Here is a 25,234-nt window from a genome sequence, read left to right as displayed (position 1 = left end):
AAAGAGCGGCTCCCTGCGCAAGGAGCCGCTCTTTGGTTGGGTGTTTATGTGGCCTTCGGGAATTTACCAGGGCGCGGCCTACGGTTGGCGGCTGTTCACGCCGATGGACTGGTAGCCGATGAGCAGGTCAGTGCGGGTGCCGGGCGGACGGTAGTACACCAGCAGGTCATAGCGGTTTTCGGTTTCCTGGTGGCTACCTTCCCAGTACACACTGTTCGGTCCCTGGGGCGTTTGCACGGCGTAGAGGTAATTGTAGTAGCCTTGCTTGAGCAGGGCGTGGCCGGTGTACTGCTGAGCCGCCGCATCGTAGGTGAGCTTGAACTCGTCGCGGAACTGCCAGTCGGTGAGGGCCCCCAGAACGTACACCGGCCCGGGCGCGGGCTGGGCGGCGCGCAGTTGAAACGTGACGTCGAGGTAGTCGGCATTGGTGGCGCCGTTGCCGTACTCCCGGCTCTCAATCACGCGCTGACCGTTAATATCGTCGTACTGGGAGTAGGCCTGGCCGTTGCGGGTAGCCTCGGGCTGGAGCAGGGCGGTGCGGGGCGCGGCCTCCGCATCCAGGCGGGCCACGCCTATGCCCAGGGAGCGGAACGTGCGTAGGTCAAAGAATCGGAATTCACTCAGGGCCGGAAAGGCGTTTTCGAAGTTGAAATACTGGTAGTCGAGCTGGCGTTCGGCGTCGCGCACGAAGGTAGGCCGCAGGTTGTAGTGGGCGTTGTCCCAGCGGTAGTTCTGGCGCAGCACTACCTTCACTTCCTGCGCCGGGTTTACCAACTGCATGGTATAGCGGATGCCAAAATCGAGCTGCTGCAGGGTGTAGCGCTCCTGCCCCGCCACCGGAATGCCCTGCTTCAGAAATACCTGCACCCCACCTTCCTCGTACACCAGCACCCGCCGGGAAAGCAAGGGCGTGCCGCCCGCCCCCTGTACCACCCAGAGGTAGTTGCCCGAGAGCTTGACCCGCGGCATCTGGAGGCGGTAGTGGTAGTAGGGCACCTTGGTGCTGATGGAGGCGCGGTAGTCGGTGATGGTCTGCTCGTTGATTTCCGACAGAAACTGCATGTCGGTGAGCACGGAGGGCTGCCAGTTCAGGTCGCAGTGAATAAGCTTGGCCGTGAGCCGTTCGCCCTGCCCGCCCAGCACGTCGAACTCCAGCGCCACCGGCTGGCCTTGGCCCAGGGAAATAATAGGCGGATTGAATACCTCATTGGCCTGCCCGGTAGGCACGTAGCACTGCACCGTGCGCACGTTGGGGTTGTAAATGGCGTCCTCGTAGCGCAGGGTTTTATCGGCATAGTACTCGGGGCCGCGCTGCCCAGGCGTGGCAGGTCGGCGGGCGGCGTTGGGGTCCGTGATGGGCGTACCCAGCGGAACGCAGGCGGGGGCAGCAAGCAGCAGAAAGGCGGGCAGGAAACGGTAGCGCATAAAGACGAATGTAGGCGTTAGCGTGCACTTATGGGGCGGGGTAGCCGGAAGGAGTACGCACGAACCGGTGAGTCAGCTAGCCAGGCTGCGCCGTAGCAGGCCGCAGCCTAACAGCCGCAGCCAGCGCCTACCCGAATGGGCTGGCTCGTAACATTGCCGTCACGCTAACTTGACACAGCGTTAATTCGGACGTAAATCAAAGGAAATAGTGGCTTTCGTACTTGCGGCGCATCTCAACCCCCTCGTATGAAGTCTACTCCTACCCTTCTTGCCTTGGCCCTGCTGGGCGGCAGCACCTCCGCTGCGCTGGCCCAGGTGGCCTGCCCCACGCTGCCCGCCGACCACATCAGCCGGTTTACTTCGGTGCAGCCCTCCACCCAGCCCCAGGACCTGCGGCTGCCCGCCACCCACGCCTTCCAGCTGCTGGCCCAGGGCGGCAACGCCTACACCAACGCCGCCGACGGCAACATGCTGGAGGCCTTTGACTTCACGGGCTACGCTCCCATCAGCGGCAGCAGCACCAACGGCTACCTCGCCATCAACCACGAAGGCTCCGGCACTACCTCGGGCGTGAGCATGCTTAGCCTGAACTTCAACGCCACCTCCAAGCTCTGGAACGTGACGGCCAAGCACCCCGTCAATTTTGCCCCCGTCATCGGCACCATCAATAACTGCTCGGGCACCGTAACGCCCTGGAGCACCGTTGTCACCTGCGAGGAAAACCTGGGCCCCACCAACCCCGTCGATACCAACAACGACGGGTACCTGGACTCGGGCTGGAACGTGGAAATTGACCCGGCTACCCACACCGTGAAAGACCAAAACGGCGACGGCAAGCCCGACAAGCTGTGGCAGATGGGCCGTCTGAAGCACGAGAACATTGTGGTGGCTCCCGACCTGCGCACGGCCTACGAGGGCGCCGACGACGGCTCGGCCAACAGCTTCGTGTATAAGTTCGTGGCCACGACGGCTGGCCAGCTAGGCGCAGGCACGCTATACGCGCTGAAGCTGAACGGGGCCATCGGCACGGCCACTACCGGCACCTGGATTCCGGTACCAAACTCCACGCCCGCCGAGTGCAACAATACTACCGTAGCGGCCCGGGCCCTGGGGGCTACCAGCTTCAATGGCGTGGAAGACGTGGAAATCAGCCCGCTTACCGGCCAGGTGTACTTTACGGCCAAAGGGCCCGGCACCATCTACCGCTTCACCGACTCGGGCGCCAGCGGCACCACCGTCAGCAACTTTGAAATTTTTGCCGGTAACTCGCCCACCGTTACCAACCAGGCCTACCCCATCAACTACGGCTCGGGCTCTATCCTGGAGCCCTGGCGCACCGGCAACGACAACCTCACCTTCGACTCCCAGGGCAACCTGTACGTGTTGCAGGACGGGGGCCTGAACCACATCTGGCTGATTAAGCCCTGCCACACCCAGGCCGCACCCGCCGTGGAGCTGTTTGCCGTGACGCCCGCGGGCTGCGAGCCGACCGGCATGACCTTCTCGCCCGACGAGCGGTTCATCTTTATTTCCATGCAAAGCCCCGATGAGGCGAACACGCTGGCCACGACGGATGCGGCTGGCCAATCGGTTGTGTTCAACAAGTCGACGGCCCTGGTTATTGGTCGCAAGGGTACGCTGGGCACGGCTACTGCCTTGTCTTCACCCAAAGGCAAGCCGGAGCTGTCGAAAGTAGAGCTGTATCCTAACCCCATCGAGGATGGGGAGCTGACCCTGCACCTGACCCACACCCAGCGCGAAGCCGCCACCCTGCAGGTACTGACCAGCGTAGGAGCCCGGGTGCTGGAACAGCCAGCCACGCTCACGGCGGGAGCCAACACCCTGAAGGTGCCCGTTGGCAAGCTGCGGAGCGGGTACTACTTTCTGGTCATCAAAACGGCTACTACCACCACTACGCGTCCGTTCAGCAAGCAGTGAAGCAGCCAGTAGTATTGGTACTAACTACCCTAGTTGTTGCCCTGCAGTTTCTGCAGGGCAACACGTGCTTGGGCCAGTGCCCCGCGAAAATTTCCTTTTCCCTCACGGCCGCCCTGCGGCAGCCCGCCTGCGTGACGGAGCTGAACCTGCGGGGCCAGAACCTGGAGCTGCTCCCCGGCAAGGTGGAGGAATTGCAGCGGCTGCGGCTGCTGTTTGCCCATGAAAACCACCTGCGCCACCTGCCCGACAACCTCGCGCAGCTGGACAGCCTGCGGGTCTTGTTCGTTAATAAAAACAGTCTGCTGGACTTACCCCCCGCCATCGGCAACCTGCGCCGGCTGCGGCAGCTGCAGATCGAGCAGAACCTGCTCACGGAGCTACCACCCAGCATTGGCGGCCTCGACAGCCTGCGCTACCTGATGAGCGCCTACAACAACTTTACTTCCCTGCCCGAGCAGGTAGGGCAGCTAACTCAGCTGGAGTACTGCGACATTTCGCACAATCAGCTCCTGTTTCTGCCCGCCTCCCTGGGCCACCTGCGCCGCCTGCGCTACGTGTACCTGAACGATAACAAGCTGCAGCGCCTGCCGGCCCGCCTCGAGGGCCTTACCCAGCTGGAGGAGCTCAACCTCTCCAATAACCAGCTAGAGGAGCTGCCCGCCAGCCTGGGCAGCTGCCAGAACCTGAAAGTGCTCATCCTGTCGGGCAATCAGCTCAGGGCCCTGCCCAACAGCCTGGGCAAGCTGCAAGCCCTGGAAATGCTGATTGTCAACGATAACCAGCTCACGGCGCTGCCCCGCTCCCTGCGTAAGCTGAAGAAGCTGAAAACTGTCATCGTCAAGCAAAACGCCTTCACCCCCGCGGCCCGCCGCCAAGCCGAAGCCGCGCTGCCGGGGGTTAACCTCTACTTCTGATGCCTTTTCATGTAACTCGCTACGCCGCCGGGGTCCGCTTCGTCTTGCTGGGGTTGGCGGGGTGGCTGTTTACGTTTGCCGTGCTGCGCCCTACCCCCGCCGAGCAGGTCAAGGAATACTACAACGACCACCTAGCACGCCTGCACGCGGCCCTAACTCACTTTCAGCAGCACACCTACCAGGCCAAGGCTAGCGCCTTGCAAGCCGAGTTTGCCGCTTGCCGACGCGAGTACAAGCACCTGGAGTTTGCCGTGGAATACTACTACCCCCACGCGGCGGGCCGCCTCAACGGGGCCGCCCTGCCCGAAACCGAGCCGGGCGAGCCGGGTGAGGTTATTCCGCCCAGCGGGTTTCAGGTGCTGGAAGAAGTCGTGTTTGCGGCCCCTGACACCCGCGCCAACCGGGACTTGATTCATCAGGAAATCGACAACCTGTTGTTTCAGGTGCAGCAGCTGGAGCGCCAGGCCCCCCACCTGGTATTTTCCGACGCCGAAGTGTTCGATGCCGTGCGCCTGAACCTGTACCGGCTGGCGGCCAAGGGCGTGTCGGGCTTCGACTCGCCGGCGGCCCGCGCCTCCCTGCCCGAGGCAGCCGTAACGCTGCAAGCCACCCGGGAGGTAGTAGCCCTGTTCAACGTACCCGCCGAGCTTACTACCCAGCTGCGCCGCTGCGAAACCGCCGTTGGTGCTCCTGGGCAGGATTTTACTTCCTTTGACCGGGCCCGGTTCTTCGTGCGCTACTTCAACCCGGCCCTGGCAGCCCTGCATCAGGCCCAGCAACAGCGCCAAATTCCCTTCCTGACTACCCGCCGGGCCGTGCGAACTGCAGCGGCCAGCTTTTTCGTGGCCGACGCCTTTGACCCCGGCTTTTTTGCCCCCGCCGATGCCGCCGCGCCCACCCCGGCGGTGCTGGCCCTGGGCGAAGCCCTGTTTCAGGAGCCGGTGCTGTCGGGCCGTAGTGGCCGCTCCTGCGCCAGCTGCCACGTACCCACCCAGGCTTACGCCGACGGCTTGCGCGTAAACCGCTCCTTGCTCGCCTCGGCGGAGCTGGAGCGCAACACCCCTACCCTGCTCAACGCCGCCCTCCAGCCCGACCAGTTCTACGACAGCCGGGTGCATTTCCTGGAAGACCAGGTGCACGCGGTGGTAGCCAACAAGGCCGAAATGGGCGGTCAGCTCAGTGAGGCCTCGGCCCTGCTGCGCCTCAAGGGAGCATATGCCAAGCTGTTTGCCCAGGCTTTTACCAGTGAACGGGAGCCCATAACTGAGCGCAACATCCGGCGCGCGGTGGCGGCCTACGTCCGCTCCCTGGTGCGCCTTAACAGCCGCTTCGACCAGTTTTTGCGCGGGGACACTACCGTACTCAGCAACCGGGAAATTCTGGGTTTCAACTTGTTTATGGGTAAAGCCCAGTGCGGCACCTGCCACTACCTGCCCTTGTTCAACGGCACCGTGCCGCCGCTCTACGACAAAACAGAAAGCGAAGTACTGGGCGTGCCCGCCACTGCCGACACGCTGCACCCCTCTCTGGACGCTGACCAAGGCAAATTCCGGCTCTATGGCATTGCTCACCAGCGGCACGCGTTCAAAACCCCTACCGTCCGCAACGCTGCCCTTACCGCGCCCTACATGCACAACGGCGCCTACCAAACCCTGGAGCAGGTGCTGGACTTCTACAACCGGGGCGGCGGTAGCGGCCTGGGCCTTACCGTGCCTACCCAAACCCTGGCCGAGGACAAACTCGGTTTAACCCCGGCCGAGCAGCAGGCTATTATTGCTTTTATCAAGTCGTTGAGCGATACGCCCGCGGCCGTTTACTAGGGGGGCATATCCGAACAGCCCAAAATGGTCATGCTGAGCCCTGCGAAGCACCTCTACCGCTTCGTTGTGCAAGCATTAGGAGTTAGCCAGCGGTAGTGATGCTTCAGCTGCGCGGACGCCAGATCAAGCAGGACGTTCAACGTGTTTCAAGCGACTTTTCAGACGCAGCCTACTCTGCCAGCAACACAAAAGCCCCGCCGGAAGCACTAGCTTCCGGCGGGGCTTTCATCTTATTATCCAGGAGGTTACATTTCCGCCAGCATTTCCCAACGGTCGTTGAGTTGGGCCAGCTCCTTTTTTACCTGCTCGAATTTGAGGGTAGCGTCTTTGAGTTGGGCGGCGTTCTGGTAGATCTGGGGGTCGGCCAGTTGCGCTTCGTACTGGGCCAGCTCCTTTTCCCGTTCGTCGATTTTCTTTTCTACCTCGGCCAGCTCTTTCAGGGCCTTCTTCTGGTCGGGCGAGGGGGTTTTGGCGGGGGCGGCTTCCACCTTTTTTTCCTCCTTGGGCAGGGGCTTGGGGGCCGAGGGCGAGGGTAGGCCGGCTTTCTTGGCCGCCTTTTCCCGGTCTTCCTGCCACTGCTCGTACTCGTTGTAGGTGCCGGGGTACTCCTTTAGCTGGTAGTCCTCAATGTACCAGATCTTGTTGGCCACGTTCTCCACGAAGAAACGGTCGTGGCTAATCACGATGTAGGTGCCTTGGTACTGGTCCAGGGCCTGAATCAGGATGTTCACCGACTGCATATCCAGGTGGTTGGTCGGTTCGTCGAGGAGCAGGAAGTTGGCCTCCGAAATCAGGGTTTTGGCCAGAGCTACGCGGCTTTTTTCGCCCCCACTCAACACCTTGATTTTCTTGTACACGTCGTCGCCGGTGAACAGGAAGGAACCCAGCACCGAGCGCAGCTCCATTTCCGAGCGCTTCGAGCCAGCCTCTACCATCTCCTGCAGAATCTCGTTCTCAATGCGCAGGCTTTCGAGCTGGTGCTGGGCGTAGAACGACATGATGACGTTGTGGCCCAGCTGGTGGTTGCCGGTGGTTGGGGCCTCGGAGCCCGCTACCAAGCGCATCAGCGTGGACTTGCCCTTACCGTTGGCCCCGATGAGGGCAATTTTGTCGCCGCGCTCAATGTGCACGTGGGTGTCGCGGAAGATGGTTTTCTCGCCGTACTTCTTGCCCACGTGCTCCATGCGCAGGATGTGGCGACCGGGCGTGACGGTGAAGTTGAACTTGATGTTCACGCGGGCATCGTCCTGGGCCACGTCGTCGATGCGCTCCAGCTTATCCAGCATCTTCACCCGGCTTTGGGCCTGCTTGGCTTTGCTGGCCTTGGCCTTGAACCGCTCAATAAAGCGCTCCGCCTGCCGAATCTGGGCCTGCTGGTTTTCAAAGGCGCCCTTCTGAATGGCGTTGCGCTCCTCCTTTTCTTCGAGGTAGAACGAGTAGTTGCCGGCGTAGGGCACCAGCTTGCCGCCGGTCACTTCCACGGTGGTGTTGGTGGTGCGGTCCAGGAATTCCCGGTCGTGCGAGACGATGATAACGGCACCTTCGTAGCCGGCCAGGTAGTTTTCAATCCACTTGATGGAGGGCAAGTCCAGGTGGTTGGTGGGTTCGTCGAGCAGGAGCAGGGAAGGCTGCTGGAGCAGGATTTTGGCCAGCATCACGCGCATGCGCCAGCCCCCCGAAAACAGCTTCAGGGGGCGCTGCAGCTCCTCGGTGGTAAAGCCCAGGCCTTCCAGGATTTCCTCGGCGCGGGCCTGCATGGTGTAGCCGCCCAGGGCCTCGAACCGCTCCTGCAGGGCGGCCAGCTTTTCTACCAGGTCGTCGGTGTAGTTAGTTTCGAACTCCAGCAGCACCTCGTCAATCTTCTTCTGAATCTCCAGCGCCTCCGCGAAAGCCTGCATGGCCACTACCAGGATGGACTCGTGGGAGTCGTAGCTGAGCAGATCCTGGTTCAAAAAGCCCAGGCTCACATCCTTGCTCATGGAGATGCTACCACCGTCGGGCTTGTACTCACCCACCAGAATACGCAGCAGCGTGGATTTACCCCGGCCGTTGAGCCCAATGAGGCCAATCTTATCCTTGGGCTTGATATGCAGGTTGGCCTTGTCGTAGAGCGTACGCGAGCCGAAATGAAAGTCGAGGTCAGTAATGGAAATCATCCTACTTTGCTATGAAGCTGCAAAGGTAGGGGTTTACCAGGAGGGTATTTGTATTCCGGAAGGAGCTTCTATGAAAAGCTCATCTTGCTTTGCAGACAGTACTGACGGATTCTATCTTTCCGGCAACGTACGGAAAACACCCCTCCAACACGGTTGCCTATGAATGGCGAAACCCCGGCTGTTGGAGCAGACCGGGGTTTCAAGAAGCGGGTGCTGGCACACCCTAACTTCTACTCGGAAATGAAGAAGGTGCGTACGGAAGGGAAACAAGCTGGCAAGGCCAGTTGGTTTCCTGTTCTCCTAGAGCTGAGCAAAACAGCTTTGGGAGCGGTAATTAGAGCCGTAGTCAGCTACTGGCTCGAACACCGGTAAAGTGGTGGCAGGTGGCCCGTTTGGCTGCCTGCCATTTTTGCGTTTAACTGCTACAAAGATGGGAAGGTTGGACAAATATTCAACAAATGTTGAACATTCAACTTGCGTGTAAATATTACACCTCCTCAAACACCTCTGCCCACTCTATCGGCAGCTCCGGCAGGGTGGCCACTGGAATCAGGCCGGGGGTGTAGAATTCGCCGCGCAGCTCGTAGCGGCCGGCTTCGCCCAGCAGGTACACCACCACGTTTTTCTGCTCGGGCGTCACTATCCAGTATTCGCGCACGCCGGCCTCCTCGTAGAGGTCGAACTTCTCCTTGGTGTCGCGGGAGACGTTGCCGGGGCTCAGGATTTCGATAATCCAGTCGGGGGCACCGAGGCAGCCCCGGTCGTCGAGCTTCTGCGGGTCGCAGATAACGCAGATGTCGGGCTGCACCACGGTTTCAATGCTGGCGTCGCCGTTGGGGGTAGCGTGGGTCAGGCGCACATCGAAGGGGGCCACGTATGTTTTGCACTGGCGGCCGCGCAGAAACCACGCAATGGGGGTGCTAATGTTGCGGGAAATATCCTGGTGCTGCCGCTTGGGTGCGGGGCTCATCAGGCGCACCCGGCCCCGAATCAGCTCTACCCACTCCGTAAGCTGCCAGGTCAGGTAGTCGGCGTAAGTATAGCGGCGGGAGAGGTCGAGCTGGGAGAGGTGCGTGATGGGAGCCATAGCGCGGGAAAATCTGGGAGCGGATAGAAATAAAGGTACAAAGAAGGCCTGTTTCTTCTCTTCTTTGCGGTCAACTGCTCCACTCCTACCCCGTACACGCTGGCATGAACTCTCGCTCCCTCCTCCCCTTTGCCGTTCTCCTGACCCTTACTGCCGCTTGCCGCTCCGAGCAGGAAACCTCCGTGGCCGAGGCCCGCGACAACGTGCCGGCCGCCGTGAAAGGCGAGATGTCGACGACAGAAAAGGTAGGCGCTACGGGCCGCAACCATGGCTACATCCGTCGTTTCTACCAGGAAAAGGGGCAGTACTACGTCACCGTGGACTATATCCAGTTTCTGCACGGGGCCGATGCCGTGGCCGCGGCCCAGCGCAAGGGCGACGCGCAAGTGGACGTGCAGAACGGCGACACGATTTACTCGGTCTTCAACGATTACTACATCGTGAACGACAATCCGCGCCAGCGCACTTTCCGCCTCAGCGACCAGGCCGTGCTCACGCTCTGGAACAAAACCGGCGAGCTGCGCCAGTACAACGCTACCCCGGCCGAGGTAGTAGCCCAGGGCACGGATGTATTTCGCTACGCCCCCTTTATTGTCGAGACCCGTCAGAACGTAGTAACCAGCGTCACGGAGCAGTACGTGCCCTGACGGCGGCCAGACGAGTACCGGGTTTTTAGCTGAATTTCGGCTGCCAGGGAAGTTAGGACCGTATAAGGCCGTATCTGTTCATGTAACTACCCACTGCTATGGCAACCAACGACCCCACCAATAACGTGACTGAAAACGACGACTTCGCTGAGCGCGCCGCCCAAGGACGGCAAGACGGCAGCCCAGTTGGCCAATCCTCGGGCCGCCCCACCTACGGAGTCGGCGGCTACGAGCTGAACCTGGATGCCGAAGCCGGCGACGAGGGCGGCTCCGGCAGCGCCACGTCTTCTAACACCCGCACCAGCCGCGGTGAGCACCAGGAAGAAGAGCAGCGCTAGGCCGCCCTGATTCTTCTGATTCTGCTTTACCGAAACCGCCCGGCCTTAGTCGAAACCGACTAGGACCGGGCGGTTTTTCGTGCCGGCATCAGCCCACCACTACCCCACAAACGGCGCCTTGAACTCCGGGGCAACCCGCTTTTTGGACGCCTGCTCATAGGCGTAAGCCAAGGTTAGCAGGGGGCCTTCCTGGTAGGCGCCGCCCACGAACGACAGGCCAACGGGCAGGCCGTGCACCTGGCCCATGGGCACCGTAATGTGGGGGTAGCCGGCCATGGCCGCTGGCGAGGAAAAGCCGGGGCCACCACCGGAGTCGCCGTTAATCAGGTCGATGCAGCGGGCGGGGGCGTTGGTAATGGCCACGAGGCCATCGAGCTTATGCTCGCGCAGTACCGAGTCGATGGCCGTGCGGGCGCCCTGGTGCGACTTGCGCAGGGCGGCCTGGTACTTGGCGCTGCTTAGGCCTTCCAGCTTGTTGGAGGTTTCCAGGATTTCCTGCTGGAAGAAAGGCATGGCCTTGGCCTTGTTCTCGGTGTTGAAGCGAATAACATCGGTGAGGGTTTTTACGCCGGCGCCGGCCGTTGCCAGGTACTTGTTCACGCCATCCTTGAACTCGTAGAGCAGCACGTCGTACTCGGCTTCACCCAGCGGGTCGGTGAGCTTTTCCACTTCTACTTCCACTACCGTAGCGCCCTGGGCTTTCAGTAGCTCTACTGCCTGCTTGAGCAGCGGAATGGCATCGGAGGCGCCAGTCAGGTGGCCTTTTTCTACGCCGAGGCGCTTGCCTTTCAACCCGCTGGGGTCTAAGAATTTCGTGTAGTCGGGCTGGGTTTTGCCGGCGCTTTCCTTGGTTACGGCGTCGGCGGCGTCTTCCCCGGCCAAGGCGCCCAGCAGAATAGCCGCGTCCTGCACGGTGCGGGTCATGGGGCCGGCCGTGTCCTGGGTGGTTGAAATTGGGATGATGCCGGAGCGGCTCCACAGGCCCACCGTCGGCTTAAAGCCTACCAGCCCGCTGCACGAAGAAGGCGAGACAATGGAGCCATCGGTTTCGGTGCCAATGGCAAGGGCGCACAGGTTGGCCGAAGCCGCGGCCCCGGAGCCGGCGCTAGAGCCGCTGGGCGTGCGGTCCAGAATGTACGGGTTCTTGGTTTGGCCGCCCCGGCTGCTCCAGCCGCTGGTCGAGCGGGTGGAGCGGAAATTGGCCCACTCGCTTAAATTGGTTTTGCCCAGCACAATAGCGCCCGCTTCGCGCAATTTCCTAACGATAAAAGCGTCCTGGGTGGCTTTGTGGCCGGCCAGGGCCAAAGAGCCCGCCGTGGTCTGCTGCTGGTCGGCCGTATCGATGTTATCCTTGATCAACACCGGAATGCCGTGCAGGGGTCCGCGTAGCTTGCCGTTTTTGCGTTCCTGGTCCAGGGTGTCGGCAATGCTGAGCGCGTCAGGGTTGACCTCAATAACTGACCGAAGCTGGGGCCCAGATTTATCAATGGATTCAATCCGCTCCAGGTACAGCTCCGTAATCCGGCGCGCCGTCAGCTGCCCGCTCTTCATTTTTTCCTGCAGAGCCGCTACTGTGGCCTCGTGCAGTTCAAAGTTAGTGGCCGCGGCAGCATCGGTGGGTGCTTCGCCTTCCGGGGTAGTATTTTTTTCAGACCCCGCGGAGCAAGCCACAAGGGAAAACGAGGACAGCGCCAGCCCGGCCAGAGAGCCGTTGCGCAGAAATAGTCGGCGGTTCATAGAAAGTGGGGTTTCGCCCGTCAAGATAGAGGGGAATCCAATGCATCGTACGCCCCGGACCAAGCCCGGCGGAAAATTAGCCCTACGCACCCTGTCGGACGAGCTGATAAGACAAGGAAAAGCCGAAAAGCGCGTTATCGAGGGCGACTAACAATTTATGTCGGTACATGAACCAGCAGGCTAGATTCCGCCGTAGCTTGGTATCCTCAAAATACCCCTGTAGTAGCTAGCTGTTTTCCAGGTCACAGCCGATGATACCAGCACTTCTGCCCTTAGCTGGTTAATGGGCCCGCTGCCACGCAGCGGTAGTTTACTTTCTTATTTTCTTATGTATGCAGCATATTATCGTTGATTCACCGGGTATCACCATCAGCTACGATTACCTTAACCAATGGCTTTACGTGAACTGGTGGGGCGAGCATAACCAGGAGTCTACCAGGGCGGCCTGCTCCCTGATTTTGCAGGCATTAAGTGAGTGGCCCACCGCAAAAATTCTGAACGATAACTCCAACATCACGCGGGCCGCCATGCAGCTTACGGCCTGGGGAATTGCCTGGCTGCGCGACATGTATGCGGCCGGGCTGCGTTACCTGGCTTGGGTGTACGCCCCCAATTTTCAGGGCCGCGAAGCCAGTGAAGAAATGCGGCGCTACATCGAGAAGCCCCTGGTCGTCACATTCGACGATATAGACTCGGCTTACGCCTGGCTCCGGCTACAGAGGTGAAATTATACTAATCAGTAGGTTAGCAAACAACCACTCTAATTTCTAATGCAAGTCTGAGCCGGTAGCTTGCATACACTGCATTTGCCATATCACACTATCTATCGTATGGGCTTCCGCTGAGCGCGGCGGCCTACCGTTGTTAAGCCGCGCTGATAGAAAGCAGATTATCTGACATGTTACTCTGCTTCACTGAGCTTTTTGGCCATACCAGCGGGCACGCCTGCGCTGTTCAGCAGGCCACTGACCATGCCTTGGCGCCAAAGTGAGAAAACAGAGTAGCGCCGCTCCCGGCTCGAGGCAATGGTGCCGGTTTGCAGGGGCTGGCCGGGCTTGCGCGGGTTGTTGTCGCGGATAAAGATGCCGTTAACCAGCGAAGTTCCAACCCGGTGCAGCACGCCGGGCCGCTCCTGCTGGTTGAGCAGCTGCAGCTTCAGGCCGGCGTACTCACCCCACATGGTACCCCGGGCGGCCGTGCGGTCTAGCTGCATCTGAAACCGGATGCGGCGCACTGTGCCACTGCGGATGGCAATGCCGCGGGTGGGTACAAGCATAGAATTCAGTATGGAAAGCGGTGCGGCCCCAAACTCGCCGGTTAGCATGTGCCGGCCACTGGCGTCCAGTAGATTAGCGCGCAGGGTAATCCGGGCCGCGCACTGGTTTTGAAGCCAGCCGGTCGCCTCGCCCGTCAGGGGGGTAGCGGCACGCATGCGGCGCGGGTCGTTGGTGAGGTTGCGCAGCCTGACGCTGAGGCGGTCAATGCTCATGATGCCCGGCTGCGGGTCGCGCGGGGAGCGAAAGGACATGGCAAGGGCGGCGTTCTGAATTGCGAAGCGGGCAATGGCAAACCGGAACGGCAAGCGGCCCAGCATTTCGGGGGTTACCACAGAAATGTTGGGGTTTGTGGCGAAGCGGCCGTCGCTGCGGGTGCTGATGCGGGGGCTGCGGATGAGCAGAGCCGTGGCGCGCAACTGCTGCTGGTTGGCGGCCGCCGGAAAATTGAGGCCCGTGAGCAGCACCTCCGGCACGCGCACGGAAACGTGGGCCGACTGATGCTTTTTGCCCCGGGCCAAGGCCTCTACGCTCATGGTGGGCAGGGCCAGCACTTGGCGGATCTGCACCCGGCCAGTCCGGCTGTCGGCTTGCAGGCTCTGCCAGGAAAGGTGGTAGAAGGGCGCATCAAGGCTAGCTGTGGCTGCGCCGGTACGCACCTGCCAGGCACGGGCATAGTAAATATCGGTGGGTACTTTCTGGCGCGGCAACACCTGAATGCCGCTGGCCGCTAGTTCCACCTCGGCCAGGGCCGGGGCCAGCGCCAGGCCAGCTACGCGCAGCTGCCCACCAGTTACGCGCAAGCTAGTAAGCCGGCACTCCTTCATGTAAGGCTGCAGGAGTTGATGCAGGGCCGGAGGCTGGCGGGCGGGCAAGGTAAGGGCCAGACGCGGACGGGTAACCTCCAACGTATCAGCCCGGAAACGTCGCCGACTCAGTTGCGCCGCATCTAGTCCGCTCAGCACCAGCCGGGGCAAGGCTAGGCTCACGCGCAGGGCTGGACTACGGGTGCTGCTGATGGGTTGCTGCGGATGCACCAGCACCGAATCAAGCCGCAGCTGCCGGCTGACGGATGAAAACGCGGCCCGCACCAGCTTTACCTCGTGGCCCGGCACCCGAACGGCAGCACCCGCCACCTGCGCGGCCACTGCCCTCGCGTAACCCACCCGGCCCGGATCGGCCGCGCCAGCGGCACTCAGCCATACATCCTGAAGCACCAGCGCACTTTCTCCCAGCTGCACCGGCGCTTGGGCGCCCGCGCCATAGGTAGCGCGCACGTGGCGGAGGGCCAACTGACCGAGCCGCAACCCCGCAAAGGGAAGCTGCCGATGCAACGGTTGCGGGCTCCTGCTCTGGGGTAGGGCAGCCAGGTGCACCGTCAGGGAGTCAAGCGTAATGCTGTCAACCAGGACTTCATGCCGCTGCAGCAGCGCCAGCAAGCCCACTCCGCTTACGCTCAGCCGGCCCAAAGCCAGCTGCAGCCGGGGTTGGCTGAGTGAATCCGGGGATGAGGTAGTGGCGGTGCGCAGGCGCAGGCCGTGCAGGGTGGCGCTGCGGCGCCAGAGGCTGGTGTGTAACTGCGTAACGCGCAGTTGGTAGCGGCCTTTGCTGCGTTTGGATACCTGCTCTTCCAGGGTGCGGCGCAGCCAGGGGTCCAGCAGAAAGGGTACACCCAGGCCCGCAAGCAGCCCCAGTAGGCCCAGCCCTAGCAGCAGCCAGCGCCCCCAGTGGCGCCGGGGCGCGGCGGGCGCAAGCGTAGCGGCTGGTTCGCGGGAGAGTAGCACGGCTTGGCTTACGGCGAAGCACCAGGGCAAGGTTCGAAAACCAGGGTTTTGCCGGCTGCCCAGTTGTTGGTGAGCTGCGGCATTTCTGCGGCGGGCAGCTTGCCATGTCTGGCGGGGCTTGTATTTTGGCGCTCCTGACGGGTCCGGCCACCGCCGCCGCCCGCCGCCCCGCGCCTACCCTACCCCGGGCGGCCAGATTATATTCATGTCCGCGTGCCGGCGCGGCCCAACCAATCCGCAGTGCTTTCAGTTAAAGAACCGATGCTGGCCATAACTTCTCTTCTGAATCCGCAGAGTGCGGAACGGATCAACCGCCTGATTAAGAACCTGGAAGCCGAATTTGGCCTCGATGATGTGCAGGCCACCCCTGATCCGCACATTACCTACCAGCTGGCCGGCGTGCGCAAGCTGTCTATGCTGAAGCAGGCGCTCCGCGACGTGGCACGCCACACCCAGCCCTTCGCCGCGTTTACTACCGGCCTGGGCGTTTTTCCAGGTCCGAACCCGGTTATTTACATTCCGGTGCTGCGCTCCGATGCGCTAAACAACCTGCACCAGCGCGTGCTGCGGGCCACGGCGCCGCTGTGCCTGCGCACCGACAAGTTTAGCGGGCCCGACTGCTGGCTGCCCCATATTTCCCTGGCCCTCCACGATACAACCCCGGAACTGCTGGGCCCGGTTATGCAGTACCTGAACCAGCACACGTTCAACCTGAAAATCAGCATCAACAACCTGGCGATTCTGCGCCAGGAGGGCGAGAGTTTTGTGCCGGAAAAGATTTTCACCTTCGAAGGGCACAAAAACGAGCCGGTGCCAACCCTGTTCGAGTCGCAGGCCTAGGTACTCCGGGGCGACTCGGCGGTTGGCTGCCCGCTGCTTGCAAGACAAGGCGGCGCGGGCTTGCATTTTCCGGCCGGGCTACGACCTTTACGGCTTCCAACTCACCTTTTTTCGCTTATGACTGCCTATTCCATCGTCCTCGCCCTGCACTCCTGGACCCGCTGGCTCGTACTTATTTTCGGGCTGATTGCCGTGTTTCGCGCCTTTACGGGCCGGCAGGGTCGCCCTTGGACGGGAGCCGACAATGGCATGGGCGCCGCTTTTGTGGGCTCCATGCACCTGCAATTGCTCTTGGGCCTGATTCTGTATTTCAGCTTGAGCCCCTACGGCCTGAAAGCCTTTGAAACGGCCGGAGGCGCCGTAATGAAAGATGCTGGCAGCCGCTTTTTTGCCGTGGAGCATTTGGCCGGTATGGTCCTGGCCGTGGTTGCCGCCCAGATTGGCCGCACGCTCTCCAAAAAGGCCGCCGACCCCCTTGTAAAGCACAAGAAAGCCTTCACCTGGTTTCTCATTGCCTTGCTAATTGTGCTGGTGATGATTCCCTGGGGCATCTGGAACCCCGAGCGGCCCCTGTTCCGCGCTTAGTGTAGCGCACAATTAGCCACGCAAAAAAGCCTCCCGGAGTGAACCTGGGAGGCTTTTTTTACGGCCTATCTGGCCTGGGGCTGGCCGCCTGGCGTTCCTACAGAAACATGCCACCCGAGGCTTCCAGCCGCTGAGCATTCAGCCAGCGGCCTTCCTCCGAGCACAAAAAGGCCACTACCCCGCCAATGTCCTCGGGCTGCCCTACCCGGCCCAGAGCCGTTTGCGAGGCCACAAATTCGTGCAAGTGCTCATCGTCGCGCACCCGGCCCCCGCCGAAATCGGTGGCAATGGCCCCGGGCGCCACTACGTTAGCGGCAATGCCGCGGGCCCCAAGCTCCTTGGCCTGGTAGCGAGTCAGCACTTCCACGGCGCCTTTCATGCTGGCGTAAGCCGAGGAGCCGGGCAGCGCAAAGCGGGCCAACCCCGAGGAGATATTAATAATGCGCCCGCCATCGACCAGTAGGGGTAACGCTTTCTGGGTCAGGAAGAAGGGGCCTTTCAGGTGAATGTTCACCATGTCGTCGAACTGGGCTTCGGTCGTGTCGGCGAAGGCCGCATGTAGCCCTACCCCCGCATTATTGACGAGAAAATGAAACTGCTCGGCCCGGAAGGTGTCGTGCAGGGTAGTGCGCACCTGCGCGAAAAACTCGTCGAAACTGTGGCTGTCGGCTACGTTCAGCTGCAGCGCCGCGGCCCGGCACCCCAACCCCTGAATTTCCGCGACGACGGCGTCAGCTTCGGCCTTCTGACTGTGGTAGGTAATCAGCACGTCGGTGCCTTTGCGGGCCAGGCTCAGGGCCATGTCTCTGCCCAGGCCGCGGCTGCCGCCGGTAACGAGGGCTATTTTGGTAGTACTCATTGCTTTCTTGGTTGAAGTGAACAGTGCAAAAGTGCTGCCTCTGGCACCGGAAAGCATGGTGAGTAGTTCAGTTTAAATGGTGAGAGTTTCCGATGCAGCGGCAGCCCGCTCGGCAGCCCACACTTGCTCGCGGTATTGTTTGGGCGTGCAGCCGGCAAAGCGCTTAAAGAACTTCGTGAAGTTGGAAGGGTCGTAGGTAAGGCCAGCCGCAATGGTGGCTACCGAGCGGCTGGGGTCACGCAGCTGCTCCCGGGCCACGGCCATAATGCGCGCCTCAAAATAGTAGCAGGGCGGGTGCCCGGTAGTCAGCTTAATGGTATTGCTCAGGTGGGTAGGATGAATATGCAGCTGGTCGGCCAGGTCCCGGATTTCAAGCATTTCCGTGGCGCGGCCTGTCACCACATCCTCGAGGTGCTGGTCTACGGCCCGCAGGAAATCGGCCGTTATTTCGTGCTGACGGGCCAGCAGTTTCTTCGGAATCGGGGTCGTTGCCATGCCATGAAGAAGCAAAAAAACTGCAACTAGTTACGCGGCTATTTTTTCAGCTAGCCGCCGGCAGCATGGCCCCAGCGCTGAAAAGACACGTACCGGAAGTTTGCGGCGGCAGAGGGCCTTACCCCGCGCCAGCACTTAACAGATGAGGCTAGCGCGGGGTAATACGCTAGCTGCCCGGCTTTTTTATTCGTACTCTGAGGATTTAGCGCCTTTTTTGTAGCGTAGTAGCGCGCGGGCCCCGGTACCAGGGGCGTTGCGGCTTCCTGCGCCGGGTAGCGGGCGTTGGTTCTGCGTTGCTAGCCGTGCCAGCTGCTTTTTCTTTTTCTCACCAGATTTTCTCTGCTTTTGCGCTCAGTTACTTTCTTCGTCCTGATCTTTCTGATTTCCACGCTTGCCTTCGGCCAGAGCAGGTACCGGCGGGTGGTAGCCAAACGGGGCGACGGGGTAAACACGCTCCTCTACCGCAACGGCCTGAGCCCGAGCCGGCACCTGCGCCAGTTTCAGCAACTGAACCGCGCCAACCTCACCAGGCGCAACGGCCTCATCATTGGGCGCACGTACTTGCTGCCTCGCCCTACTCCGCGGGCCGCCAGCAGCGCCAGAACGGCTACGGCCTCCCGCGCCGCTACCTCGCACGGCATCAGCACTACCCCCCTGCTCCCGGCCAAACTGTTCGGCCCCGCCTACAGCCCGGTACCCGTCCGCGACCGGGCCCTGCGGGGAGCGGTGTACTACCTCTCGCCGGGCCACGCCGGCCCCGACCCCGGCGCCATCGGGCAGTACGGCACCTACAAGCTGGCCGAAGATGAGTACGCCTACGACGTGACCATCCGGCTGGCCCGGGTGCTGATGGAGCACGGCGCTACCGTGTACCTGATGGTGCAGGACCCCAACGACGGTATCCGCGACGAGAGCGTGCTGAAGATGGACTACGACGAGCTGACCTACCCCCAGCAACGCATTCCGCTCAGTCAGCTTGGTCGCCTGCGCCAGCGCATGACGCAGGTAAACAAGCTCTACGCTCGCCACAAGGGGGCCTACCAGCGCCTGCTGAGCCTGCACGTCGACAGCCGCAGCGCCGGCCAGAACATCGACGTATTCTTCTACCACCACCAGAACAGTCAGGCCGGCCTGCGCCTGGCCAAGAACATTCACAAGGTGTTCACTGCCCGCTACAAGCGCGCCCAACCCGGCCGCCCCTACTCCGGCAACGTGTCCATCCGCAGCAGCCTCTACGAGGTGCGCACCAGCCACGCCCCGGCCGTGTTCATGGAGCTGGGCAACATCCGCAACAGCAAGGACCAGCGCCGCTTCGTGGTGGCCGACAACCGCCAAGCCCTGGCCAACTGGATTTACGAAGGTTTGCTAGCTGATTATACCGGGCGGTAAATTAGGTACATAGTGATGAGGTGAATGGTGAATCGTGACAGGTGAAGGGTGAATTTATTGCATCACTGTTACCTGTCACTATTCACCTCATTCCCTCATCACTATTTACGGATTCATCAGCAGAAACAGCAGGTTGTGGTAGAGAATGCCCTGCTCGCCGTCGTGAATGCCGTCGAGGCCGGCGTCTTCCATTAAGGCTTCTACCTCCTCGTAATCCTGCAGAAAGTCGATTTCCACGTCGTTGGAGCCCGGCACCTGCGTGTGTGTTACGTAGCGGCGCCGCTTCTCCAGCGTGATAAACAGCTTTTGGTGCTTGGTTTGGGCAATCAGCAGGGCCGGATGCTCCTGCACAGTGCCGTCCGTGGCTTTGGTGTAAACCGTCGTTTTTTCGTCCGGGGCGGTGTGTTGGAGGAAGCTGGCGGGGTCGAGGGGCATGGCTGAGCGAAGGAGGCAGGGTAAAATCGAGGTCGAAGGTATAGTCTCGGGCGGCAGTAATCAGTAAAATATCAACTGGATAGCAACCGTACTTTGCAAGGCAAGCACTTAGCACCCCCTCGGTCAGTTGTGCTGCTACTTAAAATCCAGGTAGTGAATTGATTTGCTGGGCTCTTTGGAAACAGTAATGGTTTTTTTAGCCCGAGCGTTTTTGATATCAGCCAAGGTAATATACTGTCTATGTGCCCGCTGAAGAGAGTCAGTCCACTGCACTCTGGGCAACAGGGCAAAAGAAATAGTTTCCTCAACTGCCTCATCTACCGGCCGGCCTTCTTTCACATTCTTAGGTTCAGTTACTTCAACCGGTCTTTCCTGTTCCTGAGCAAGTAAAAGGCTGTCGTAGGGAGCAATTTTCACTACCACTATAATCGAATCTAGCTTCCCGGAAAGAGGCCGTAGCGTTACCGTTGACTCAAAAGCAGGCTTGTACTGTCGCAGACGGCTTTTCCAGAGTGGTAAATTTCGATGTGGGTAAAAGGCTGGACGCTTGCCAGCCATGCCGGTTGCAGCAAGGTCGATTGGCTTATCTGCCACCAGCGTATCACCGGAGCCTTGCAGCAATACCGGGGCCGTAACCGGATACTCTACCCAGCCCAGGGTCAGATGCCGAGCTACCATTGCGTAGCCAACAGCTTCGGGGGCAATTTCTACTCCCCACCATACGGTATCAAGCTGTAGGGACGAACGCGGGACTGTCAGCGCCAGGGAAAGCATTGCATTGGTGCGGTTTCGGAAGTACACCTCTGAAATAATCTGGTCGGCTAAAAATGCTTCTCTTTTATCAGGCTCCAGCATTTTTATCACAAGTAAGAGCAGAAGTAACAACAAGTAGCATCCTGCCACAGCACCCACAATGACACGGAGAACGATAAGCAGTATTCGAACTGGTTTTGACTTCTGCTGTTCCATTTAGCTTTTTTGCTTGATGCTGTAAACCCTGAATAGTCACCTAATCAGATAAGCAAAAGCGCCTGTTGCTGTATCAGCAACAGGCTCTTTATGAAGCACTCAGACTACGCAGCTAATTACTGGCCCAGCACCATGGCAAACACCAGCGGGGCGACGATGGTAGCGTCCGACTCGATGATGAACTTGGGCGTGTCCTGGCCCAGCTTGCCCCAGGTGATTTTCTCGTTCGGCACGGCGCCGGAGTACGAGCCGTAGGACGTGGTCGAGTCTGAAATCTGGCAGAAGTAGCCCCACAGCGGCACGCTGGTGCGGCCCAGGTCCTGGTGGAGCATGGGCACCACACAGATCGGGAAGTCGCCGGCAATGCCGCCGCCAATCTGGAAGAAGCCCACTTTGCTTTCCTCAGTAGCCTGCTGGGTGTACCAGTCGGCCAGGTAAATCATGTACTCGATGCCAGTACGTACGGTGTGCACGTTCTTGATGTCGCCCGAAATAACGTGGCCGGCGAAGATGTTACCCAGCGTGGAGTCTTCCCAACCGGGGCAGATGATGGGCAGGTTTTTCTCGGCGGCGGCCAACATCCAGGAATCCTTGGGGTCAATCTGGTAGTACTGCTCCAGCTCGCCCGACTTCAGAATCTGGTAGAAGAACTCGTGGGGGAAGTACCGCTCGCCGGCTTGGTCGGCCTGCTCCCAGAACTTGAGCACCGAGTGCTCCAGGCGGCGCATGGCCTCTTCTTCCGGAATGCAGGTGTCGGTTACGCGGTTCATGTGGCGCTCCAGCAGGGCCTGCTCGTCGGCCGCCGTCAGGTCGCGGTAGTTGGGTACCCGCTCGTAGAAGTCGTGGGCAACCAGGTTGAAGATATCCTCTTCCAGGTTGGCACCCGTGCAGCTGATGATTTGCACTTTGTCCTGGCGGATCAGCTCAGCCAGTTGAATGCCCATTTCGGCGGTGCTCATGGCGCCGGCCAGGGTAATCATCATCTTGCCACCATCGGCCAGGTGCTTGTTGTAGCCTTCGGCGGCATCAATCAGAGCAGCGGCGTTGAAGTGGCGGTAGTGGTGCTTGAGGAAGTTCGTTACGTTCATCGAATCGTAGGTTCTGTAGGTGGTATGCGGTTTACAATCAAAGTGCAGCCCGGAATCGTTCAATACGCCTAGGCTATATCGAAGATTCTGAATAGCGTACTATCCGGGCTGGGTTGCTCACAAATGCAGGAGTAGTAAAGCATGGTGGTGCTGATTTCCTACCCTAGCTGGGCTGCTCAATCATGAGGTTGTGGTTGGTGTAGATGCAGATGTCGGCGGCAATATGCAGGGCCTCTTCTACCATCTGGCGGGCTGTGAGGTGGGGCGCGTGCTTTTTCAGGGCCAGGGCGGCGGCTTGGGCAAACATGGCGCCGGAGCCAATGGCAGCCACGTCGGAGTCGGGCTCGAGCACGTCGCCAGTGCCGGCAATGATGAGCAGCTCGTCCCGGTCGCAGACAACCATCATGGCTTCGAGCTTACGCAAGTACTGGTCTTTGCGCCATTCCTTGGCCAACTCAATAGCCGCGCGGCGCAGCTGGCCGTTGTAGCTGCCCAGCTTTTCCTCGAACTTATCCAGCAGCATAAAGGCATCGGCGGTAGAGCCGGCAAAGCCGGTGACCACTTTGCCGTCGTGGAGCTTACGGACCTTGCGCACGTTGCTCTTGGCCACGTGCTTGTCCATGGTGGCCTGGCCGTCGGCACCGAGGGCAATTTCGCCGTTGTGGCGTACGCCCAGGACGGTAGTGGAGCGAATTCTCATATCAGGAACGATTCAGCTGTTAGTAGTACCCACCCCAGCTGGTAGCAGAAAAAGGCTTGTCATCCTGACGAAGGAAGGACCTTCTCCCGCTGAAACGATTAACCCAGCAATGGCTCGTTTCAACGGGAGAAGGTCCTTCCTTCGTCAGGATGACAGGTAATTTTTAGCTGGCACCTACTCAGAAACGGGCCTGCAATTTAGCAAAGTAAAACCGGCCGTTCGCCCCCATCTGCACCGGGTCCCAGGCCCCGCCCGTTTCCGTGCGCTGGGGGTCAAATAAGGTGGGGTAACGGTTAAATAGGTTGGCGCTGCCCACAATGAACTGCAAGTGGTTGGTTAGCGCGTAGTTCAGGGTCAGGTCGGTGGTGATGCGCGGGTCGTATTGCATGGGGGCGCCGTCCCAGTCGATAAGCGTAATCTTATCAAACCGCACGAAGCGCAGCAAGGCCCCAAAGCGACCAAGCTGGTAGTCAAAGGTCAGGTTGATTTTGGAAGGCGGGGCCGAGGCTTTTACAAAGGCCTGCTCCCGGGCCCCGAAGAATTCGGCCTCCCTACCCGTCAGGCGGCCCGAGGTACGCACCCGGTCAATTTTGAGGTTGTTGACGTTGGCCGCCAGCGTGGAGTTCAGCCGGCCGCTGCCCAGCGGTAGCGTATGGCTCAGCACCACGTCGAGGCCCAGGGAGCGGGTGTCGGCGGCGTTGGCGAAAAACTGGGCCTGGTCCACGTTCAGGGCCTGCAAATCGGGTCCGATAACGGGGTCGGCGGCAGAGAACTGGCTGGTAAGCACCACCCGGTCCTTCACCTTGATGTAGTAGCCGTCCAGGGTCAGGCTTAAGGAGGAGCCAATGCGGCTGGTCAGGCCGATGTTGGCGTTGTTGGAGGTTTCCTGCTGGAGGCTGGGCACGCCCAGCTTCTGGGTTACAGCGCTGTTGTTGCGGGCCAGCAGCACTTCCACCGGCTCGCCGTTGATGAAGTTGGTGAAGGTAGAGTTGAAATTGACCTGAGCCAGGGACGGAGCCCGGAAGCCGGTGCTGTAGGTGCCGCGCAGGGTCAGGAACTCCGTGAGGTTAAAGCGGGTAGCCAGCTTGTAGTTGAGCGTGCTGCCGAAGTCGGAGTAGTGTTCGTAGCGCAGGGCCCCGGCCAGTAGCCAGCGCTGGGTCAGGCTCAGCTCGGCATCGGCGTAGGCCGCCAGGTTGTCGCGTTGGGCCTTGATGGCATCGGTCGGCTGAAAGCCAGGGAAGCCCTGGGAGCCGCTGGCCGCGCCGGATTGGGGGTCGTAGTTGGCGTAGGATGCTTCTTCACCCGCGAACAGCGAGTACCACTCGCGCCGCCACTCGGCCCCGGCGGCTACGTTCAGGCCCTGCAGCACGGTTTTGTAGTTGCGCGTCAGGCCCAGGTTCGCCACGTTCTGCTGGAGCTGAAACCCTCCCGCGTAAAACGAGGTAGGCGAGCTGGCCCCCAGCGAGGAATTGAGCGAGTTCTTGACCCCGTACTCGAAACGGTTGGAGCCGAAGTTGTTACTCAGGTCCAGTTCCCACTGCCCCAGGGCCGTGCGCAGGCCCGCCACCGCCGAGGCGTCCCAGATGTCGCTGCTGATGATGGGGTCAAAGCCGTTGGGATAAATGGCGGGCACGTTCCGGTCGTCGTCGGCAAAGCGGGTCCAGGCGTAGGCGTCGCCCTGGCGCTTGTTGCCGCCCCCAAACACGTAGAAATACGACCGGTCGCTGAGGGCAAACCGGGAGTTGAGGTAGGCCGAGAGGTTGCAGATTTTCGGGTCGCCGTACTCGCGGCGGGCCAGGCCGTCGGCGTTGGGCACGTTGGCCCGCTGAGTGTGCTCGCGCAGGTTATAGTCGACGGTGGCATTCACAAAGCTGCCCCGCTCGCCGAGGCCTACCCCGTAGTTGAGGTTGGCGTTGAAGTTGCCCCCGTCGAAGTTCTCGTCGTCGAAGCGGTATTTGGCGTCGTAGGCGCCGTAGTTCACGTTGGCGGTCAGCTCCTTCACCGAGCTTTTCAGCACGATGTTGATAACGCCGGCAATGGCATCGGAGCCGTACTGGGCCGAGGCCCCGTCGCGCAGAATCTCAATCCGCTCAATGCTGGCGGCCGGTATCACGTTCAGGTCGGTGCCAGTGTTGCCGCGGCCGCGGGTGCCAAACAGGTTCACCAGGGCCGATTGGTGCTGGCGCTTGCCGTTGACCAGCACCAGGGTTTGGTCGGGCCCGAGGCCGCGCAAAGTGGCGGGGTCCACGTGGTCGGCGCCGTCGGAGCCGGTCTGGCGGTTGGAGTTAAAGGAGGGCGCCACAAACTGCAGCAGCTGATTCACGTCGAGCTGCCCGGTTTTGGTGGTTACTTCCCGCAGGTCGATGATATCCACTGGCGAGGGCGAATCCGTGACGGAGCGGTTCTGGCTGCGGGAGCCAACCACCTGCACTTCCCCGAGGCCCGTGGAGGCGTCGGTTAACTGTACGCTCACTGCTCCACCTGTAGCATCAACTTCCTGGGAAGCATAGCCAATGGAGCTGACTTGCAGCCGGGGGCTGGCCGTGCGCGCCTTGAGGGTAAAACGGCCGTCGTTGCCGGTGGCCGTGCCGTTGTTGGTTCCTTTTTCTACTACCGTCGCCCCAATCACGGGCTTGCCGGCGCTGTCTACAATCTGCCCCGAAATAGCCTGGCCTTGCGCAAAAGCACCGACGCTGGCTAAGCACAGCGTTGCTACTAGTAAATTCTGCTTCATACCCTTACTCGATTGAACGA

General features: G+C 60.7%; 22 protein-coding genes. 10 read left to right on the top strand and 12 right to left on the bottom strand.

Going from position 1 to position 25,234, the window contains the following annotated elements; genetic code table 11:
- Positions 1-78: 78 nt before the first annotated feature.
- Positions 79-1,425 carry a type IX secretion system plug protein gene (locus IEW18_RS12585; protein ID WP_188558212.1) on the bottom strand — a complete coding sequence of 449 codons (1,347 nt, stop codon included), beginning with the start codon at positions 1,423-1,425 and terminating at the stop codon, positions 79-81.
- 246 nt (positions 1,426-1,671) lie between these two features.
- On the opposite strand from IEW18_RS12585, the gene IEW18_RS12580 reads away from it, so the two are divergent.
- The 3 genes from IEW18_RS12580 to IEW18_RS12570 are packed head-to-tail and all read left to right on the top strand — an operon-like array spanning position 1,672 to position 6,097.
- Positions 1,672-3,363 (top strand): PhoX family protein, encoded by a 1,692-nt coding sequence (locus IEW18_RS12580; protein ID WP_188558211.1) that lies wholly within the window; start codon positions 1,672-1,674, stop codon positions 3,361-3,363.
- Positions 3,360-4,277, top strand: a complete 918-nt coding sequence (locus IEW18_RS12575) for a leucine-rich repeat domain-containing protein (protein WP_188558210.1) — start codon at positions 3,360-3,362, stop codon at positions 4,275-4,277. Before IEW18_RS12580 ends, IEW18_RS12575 begins: the two co-directional genes overlap by 4 nt.
- Positions 4,277-6,097, top strand: coding sequence for a cytochrome-c peroxidase (locus IEW18_RS12570; protein ID WP_188558209.1), 1,821 nt, complete (start codon positions 4,277-4,279; stop codon positions 6,095-6,097). Before IEW18_RS12575 ends, IEW18_RS12570 begins: the two co-directional genes overlap by 1 nt.
- A gap of 245 nt (positions 6,098-6,342) precedes the next feature.
- Here the strand turns inward: IEW18_RS12570 and IEW18_RS12565 are convergent, their stop codons facing one another.
- Positions 6,343-8,253 carry an ABC-F family ATP-binding cassette domain-containing protein gene (locus tag IEW18_RS12565; RefSeq protein WP_188558208.1) on the bottom strand — a complete coding sequence of 637 codons (1,911 nt, stop codon included), beginning with the start codon at positions 8,251-8,253 and terminating at the stop codon, positions 6,343-6,345.
- 159 nt (positions 8,254-8,412) lie between these two features.
- On the opposite strand from IEW18_RS12565, the gene IEW18_RS12560 reads away from it, so the two are divergent.
- Positions 8,413-8,625, top strand: coding sequence for a hypothetical protein (locus IEW18_RS12560; protein WP_188558207.1), 213 nt, complete (start codon positions 8,413-8,415; stop codon positions 8,623-8,625).
- Positions 8,626-8,740: 115 nt separating this feature from the next.
- Here IEW18_RS12560 and IEW18_RS12555 read toward each other — a convergent pair whose 3' ends face one another.
- Positions 8,741-9,340 carry a Uma2 family endonuclease gene (locus IEW18_RS12555; protein WP_188558206.1) on the bottom strand — a complete coding sequence of 200 codons (600 nt, stop codon included), beginning with the start codon at positions 9,338-9,340 and terminating at the stop codon, positions 8,741-8,743.
- Positions 9,341-9,444: 104 nt separating this feature from the next.
- On the opposite strand from IEW18_RS12555, the gene IEW18_RS12550 reads away from it, so the two are divergent.
- Both IEW18_RS12550 and IEW18_RS12545 read left to right on the top strand, forming a co-directional pair.
- Positions 9,445-9,987 carry a hypothetical protein gene (locus IEW18_RS12550; protein WP_188558205.1) on the top strand — a complete coding sequence of 181 codons (543 nt, stop codon included), beginning with the start codon at positions 9,445-9,447 and terminating at the stop codon, positions 9,985-9,987.
- 98 nt (positions 9,988-10,085) lie between these two features.
- Complete coding sequence (locus tag IEW18_RS12545; protein WP_188558204.1) at positions 10,086-10,325, top strand: hypothetical protein; 240 nt, start codon at positions 10,086-10,088, stop codon at positions 10,323-10,325.
- A gap of 99 nt (positions 10,326-10,424) precedes the next feature.
- Here IEW18_RS12545 and IEW18_RS12540 read toward each other — a convergent pair whose 3' ends face one another.
- A complete protein-coding gene (locus IEW18_RS12540; RefSeq protein ID WP_188558203.1) occupies positions 10,425-12,062 on the bottom strand; it encodes an amidase in 1,638 nt (545 codons plus the stop codon).
- 332 nt (positions 12,063-12,394) lie between these two features.
- Between IEW18_RS12540 and IEW18_RS12535 the strand changes: the two genes are divergently transcribed.
- Complete coding sequence (locus IEW18_RS12535; RefSeq protein ID WP_188558202.1) at positions 12,395-12,787, top strand: hypothetical protein; 393 nt, start codon at positions 12,395-12,397, stop codon at positions 12,785-12,787.
- Between the two features lie 176 nt (positions 12,788-12,963).
- Here IEW18_RS12535 and IEW18_RS12530 read toward each other — a convergent pair whose 3' ends face one another.
- Positions 12,964-15,150 (bottom strand): hypothetical protein, encoded by a 2,187-nt coding sequence (locus IEW18_RS12530; RefSeq protein ID WP_188558201.1) that lies wholly within the window; start codon positions 15,148-15,150, stop codon positions 12,964-12,966.
- Between the two features lie 231 nt (positions 15,151-15,381).
- Between IEW18_RS12530 and IEW18_RS12525 the strand changes: the two genes are divergently transcribed.
- Entirely contained in the window at positions 15,382-15,960 is a 579-nt protein-coding gene (locus tag IEW18_RS12525; protein ID WP_188558200.1) for a 2'-5' RNA ligase family protein, read from the top strand.
- Between the two features lie 117 nt (positions 15,961-16,077).
- Positions 16,078-16,545 (top strand): hypothetical protein, encoded by a 468-nt coding sequence (locus IEW18_RS12520; protein WP_188558199.1) that lies wholly within the window; start codon positions 16,078-16,080, stop codon positions 16,543-16,545.
- A 97-nt stretch (positions 16,546-16,642) separates the two neighbouring features.
- On the opposite strand, the gene IEW18_RS12515 is transcribed toward IEW18_RS12520, so the two are convergent.
- A complete protein-coding gene (locus IEW18_RS12515; protein ID WP_188558198.1) occupies positions 16,643-17,404 on the bottom strand; it encodes an SDR family oxidoreductase in 762 nt (253 codons plus the stop codon).
- A 72-nt stretch (positions 17,405-17,476) separates the two neighbouring features.
- Positions 17,477-17,899, bottom strand: coding sequence for a helix-turn-helix domain-containing protein (locus IEW18_RS12510; protein WP_188558197.1), 423 nt, complete (start codon positions 17,897-17,899; stop codon positions 17,477-17,479).
- 345 nt (positions 17,900-18,244) lie between these two features.
- Here IEW18_RS12510 and IEW18_RS12505 point away from each other — a divergent pair, with 345 nt between their 5' ends.
- A complete protein-coding gene (locus IEW18_RS12505) occupies positions 18,245-19,288 on the top strand; it encodes an N-acetylmuramoyl-L-alanine amidase family protein (RefSeq protein WP_229728725.1) in 1,044 nt (347 codons plus the stop codon).
- A 105-nt stretch (positions 19,289-19,393) separates the two neighbouring features.
- Here the strand turns inward: IEW18_RS12505 and IEW18_RS12500 are convergent, their stop codons facing one another.
- The 5 genes from IEW18_RS12500 to IEW18_RS12480 form a co-directional block, all read right to left on the bottom strand.
- Positions 19,394-19,723: a hypothetical protein gene (locus IEW18_RS12500; protein WP_188558196.1), complete on the bottom strand. Its 330-nt coding sequence runs from the start codon at positions 19,721-19,723 to the stop codon at positions 19,394-19,396.
- Between the two features lie 135 nt (positions 19,724-19,858).
- The gene (locus tag IEW18_RS12495) at positions 19,859-20,692 is read right to left on the bottom strand and encodes a hypothetical protein (RefSeq protein WP_188558195.1); all 834 of its coding nucleotides are present in this window, start codon (positions 20,690-20,692) and stop codon (positions 19,859-19,861) included.
- Positions 20,693-20,808: 116 nt separating this feature from the next.
- The gene (locus tag IEW18_RS12490) at positions 20,809-21,780 is read right to left on the bottom strand and encodes a deoxyhypusine synthase family protein (protein ID WP_188558194.1); all 972 of its coding nucleotides are present in this window, start codon (positions 21,778-21,780) and stop codon (positions 20,809-20,811) included.
- 163 nt (positions 21,781-21,943) lie between these two features.
- Complete coding sequence (gene hslV / locus IEW18_RS12485) at positions 21,944-22,480, bottom strand: ATP-dependent protease subunit HslV (protein WP_188558193.1); 537 nt, start codon at positions 22,478-22,480, stop codon at positions 21,944-21,946.
- Positions 22,481-22,658: 178 nt separating this feature from the next.
- The gene (locus IEW18_RS12480; RefSeq protein WP_188558192.1) at positions 22,659-25,214 is read right to left on the bottom strand and encodes a TonB-dependent receptor; all 2,556 of its coding nucleotides are present in this window, start codon (positions 25,212-25,214) and stop codon (positions 22,659-22,661) included.
- Between the last annotated feature and the right edge of the window lie 20 nt (positions 25,215-25,234).

The organism is Hymenobacter glacieicola (assembly GCF_014640315.1).
GTDB classification, from domain to species: domain Bacteria; phylum Bacteroidota; class Bacteroidia; order Cytophagales; family Hymenobacteraceae; genus Hymenobacter; species Hymenobacter glacieicola.
This window is presented reverse-complemented; position numbering and strand designations above follow the sequence as displayed.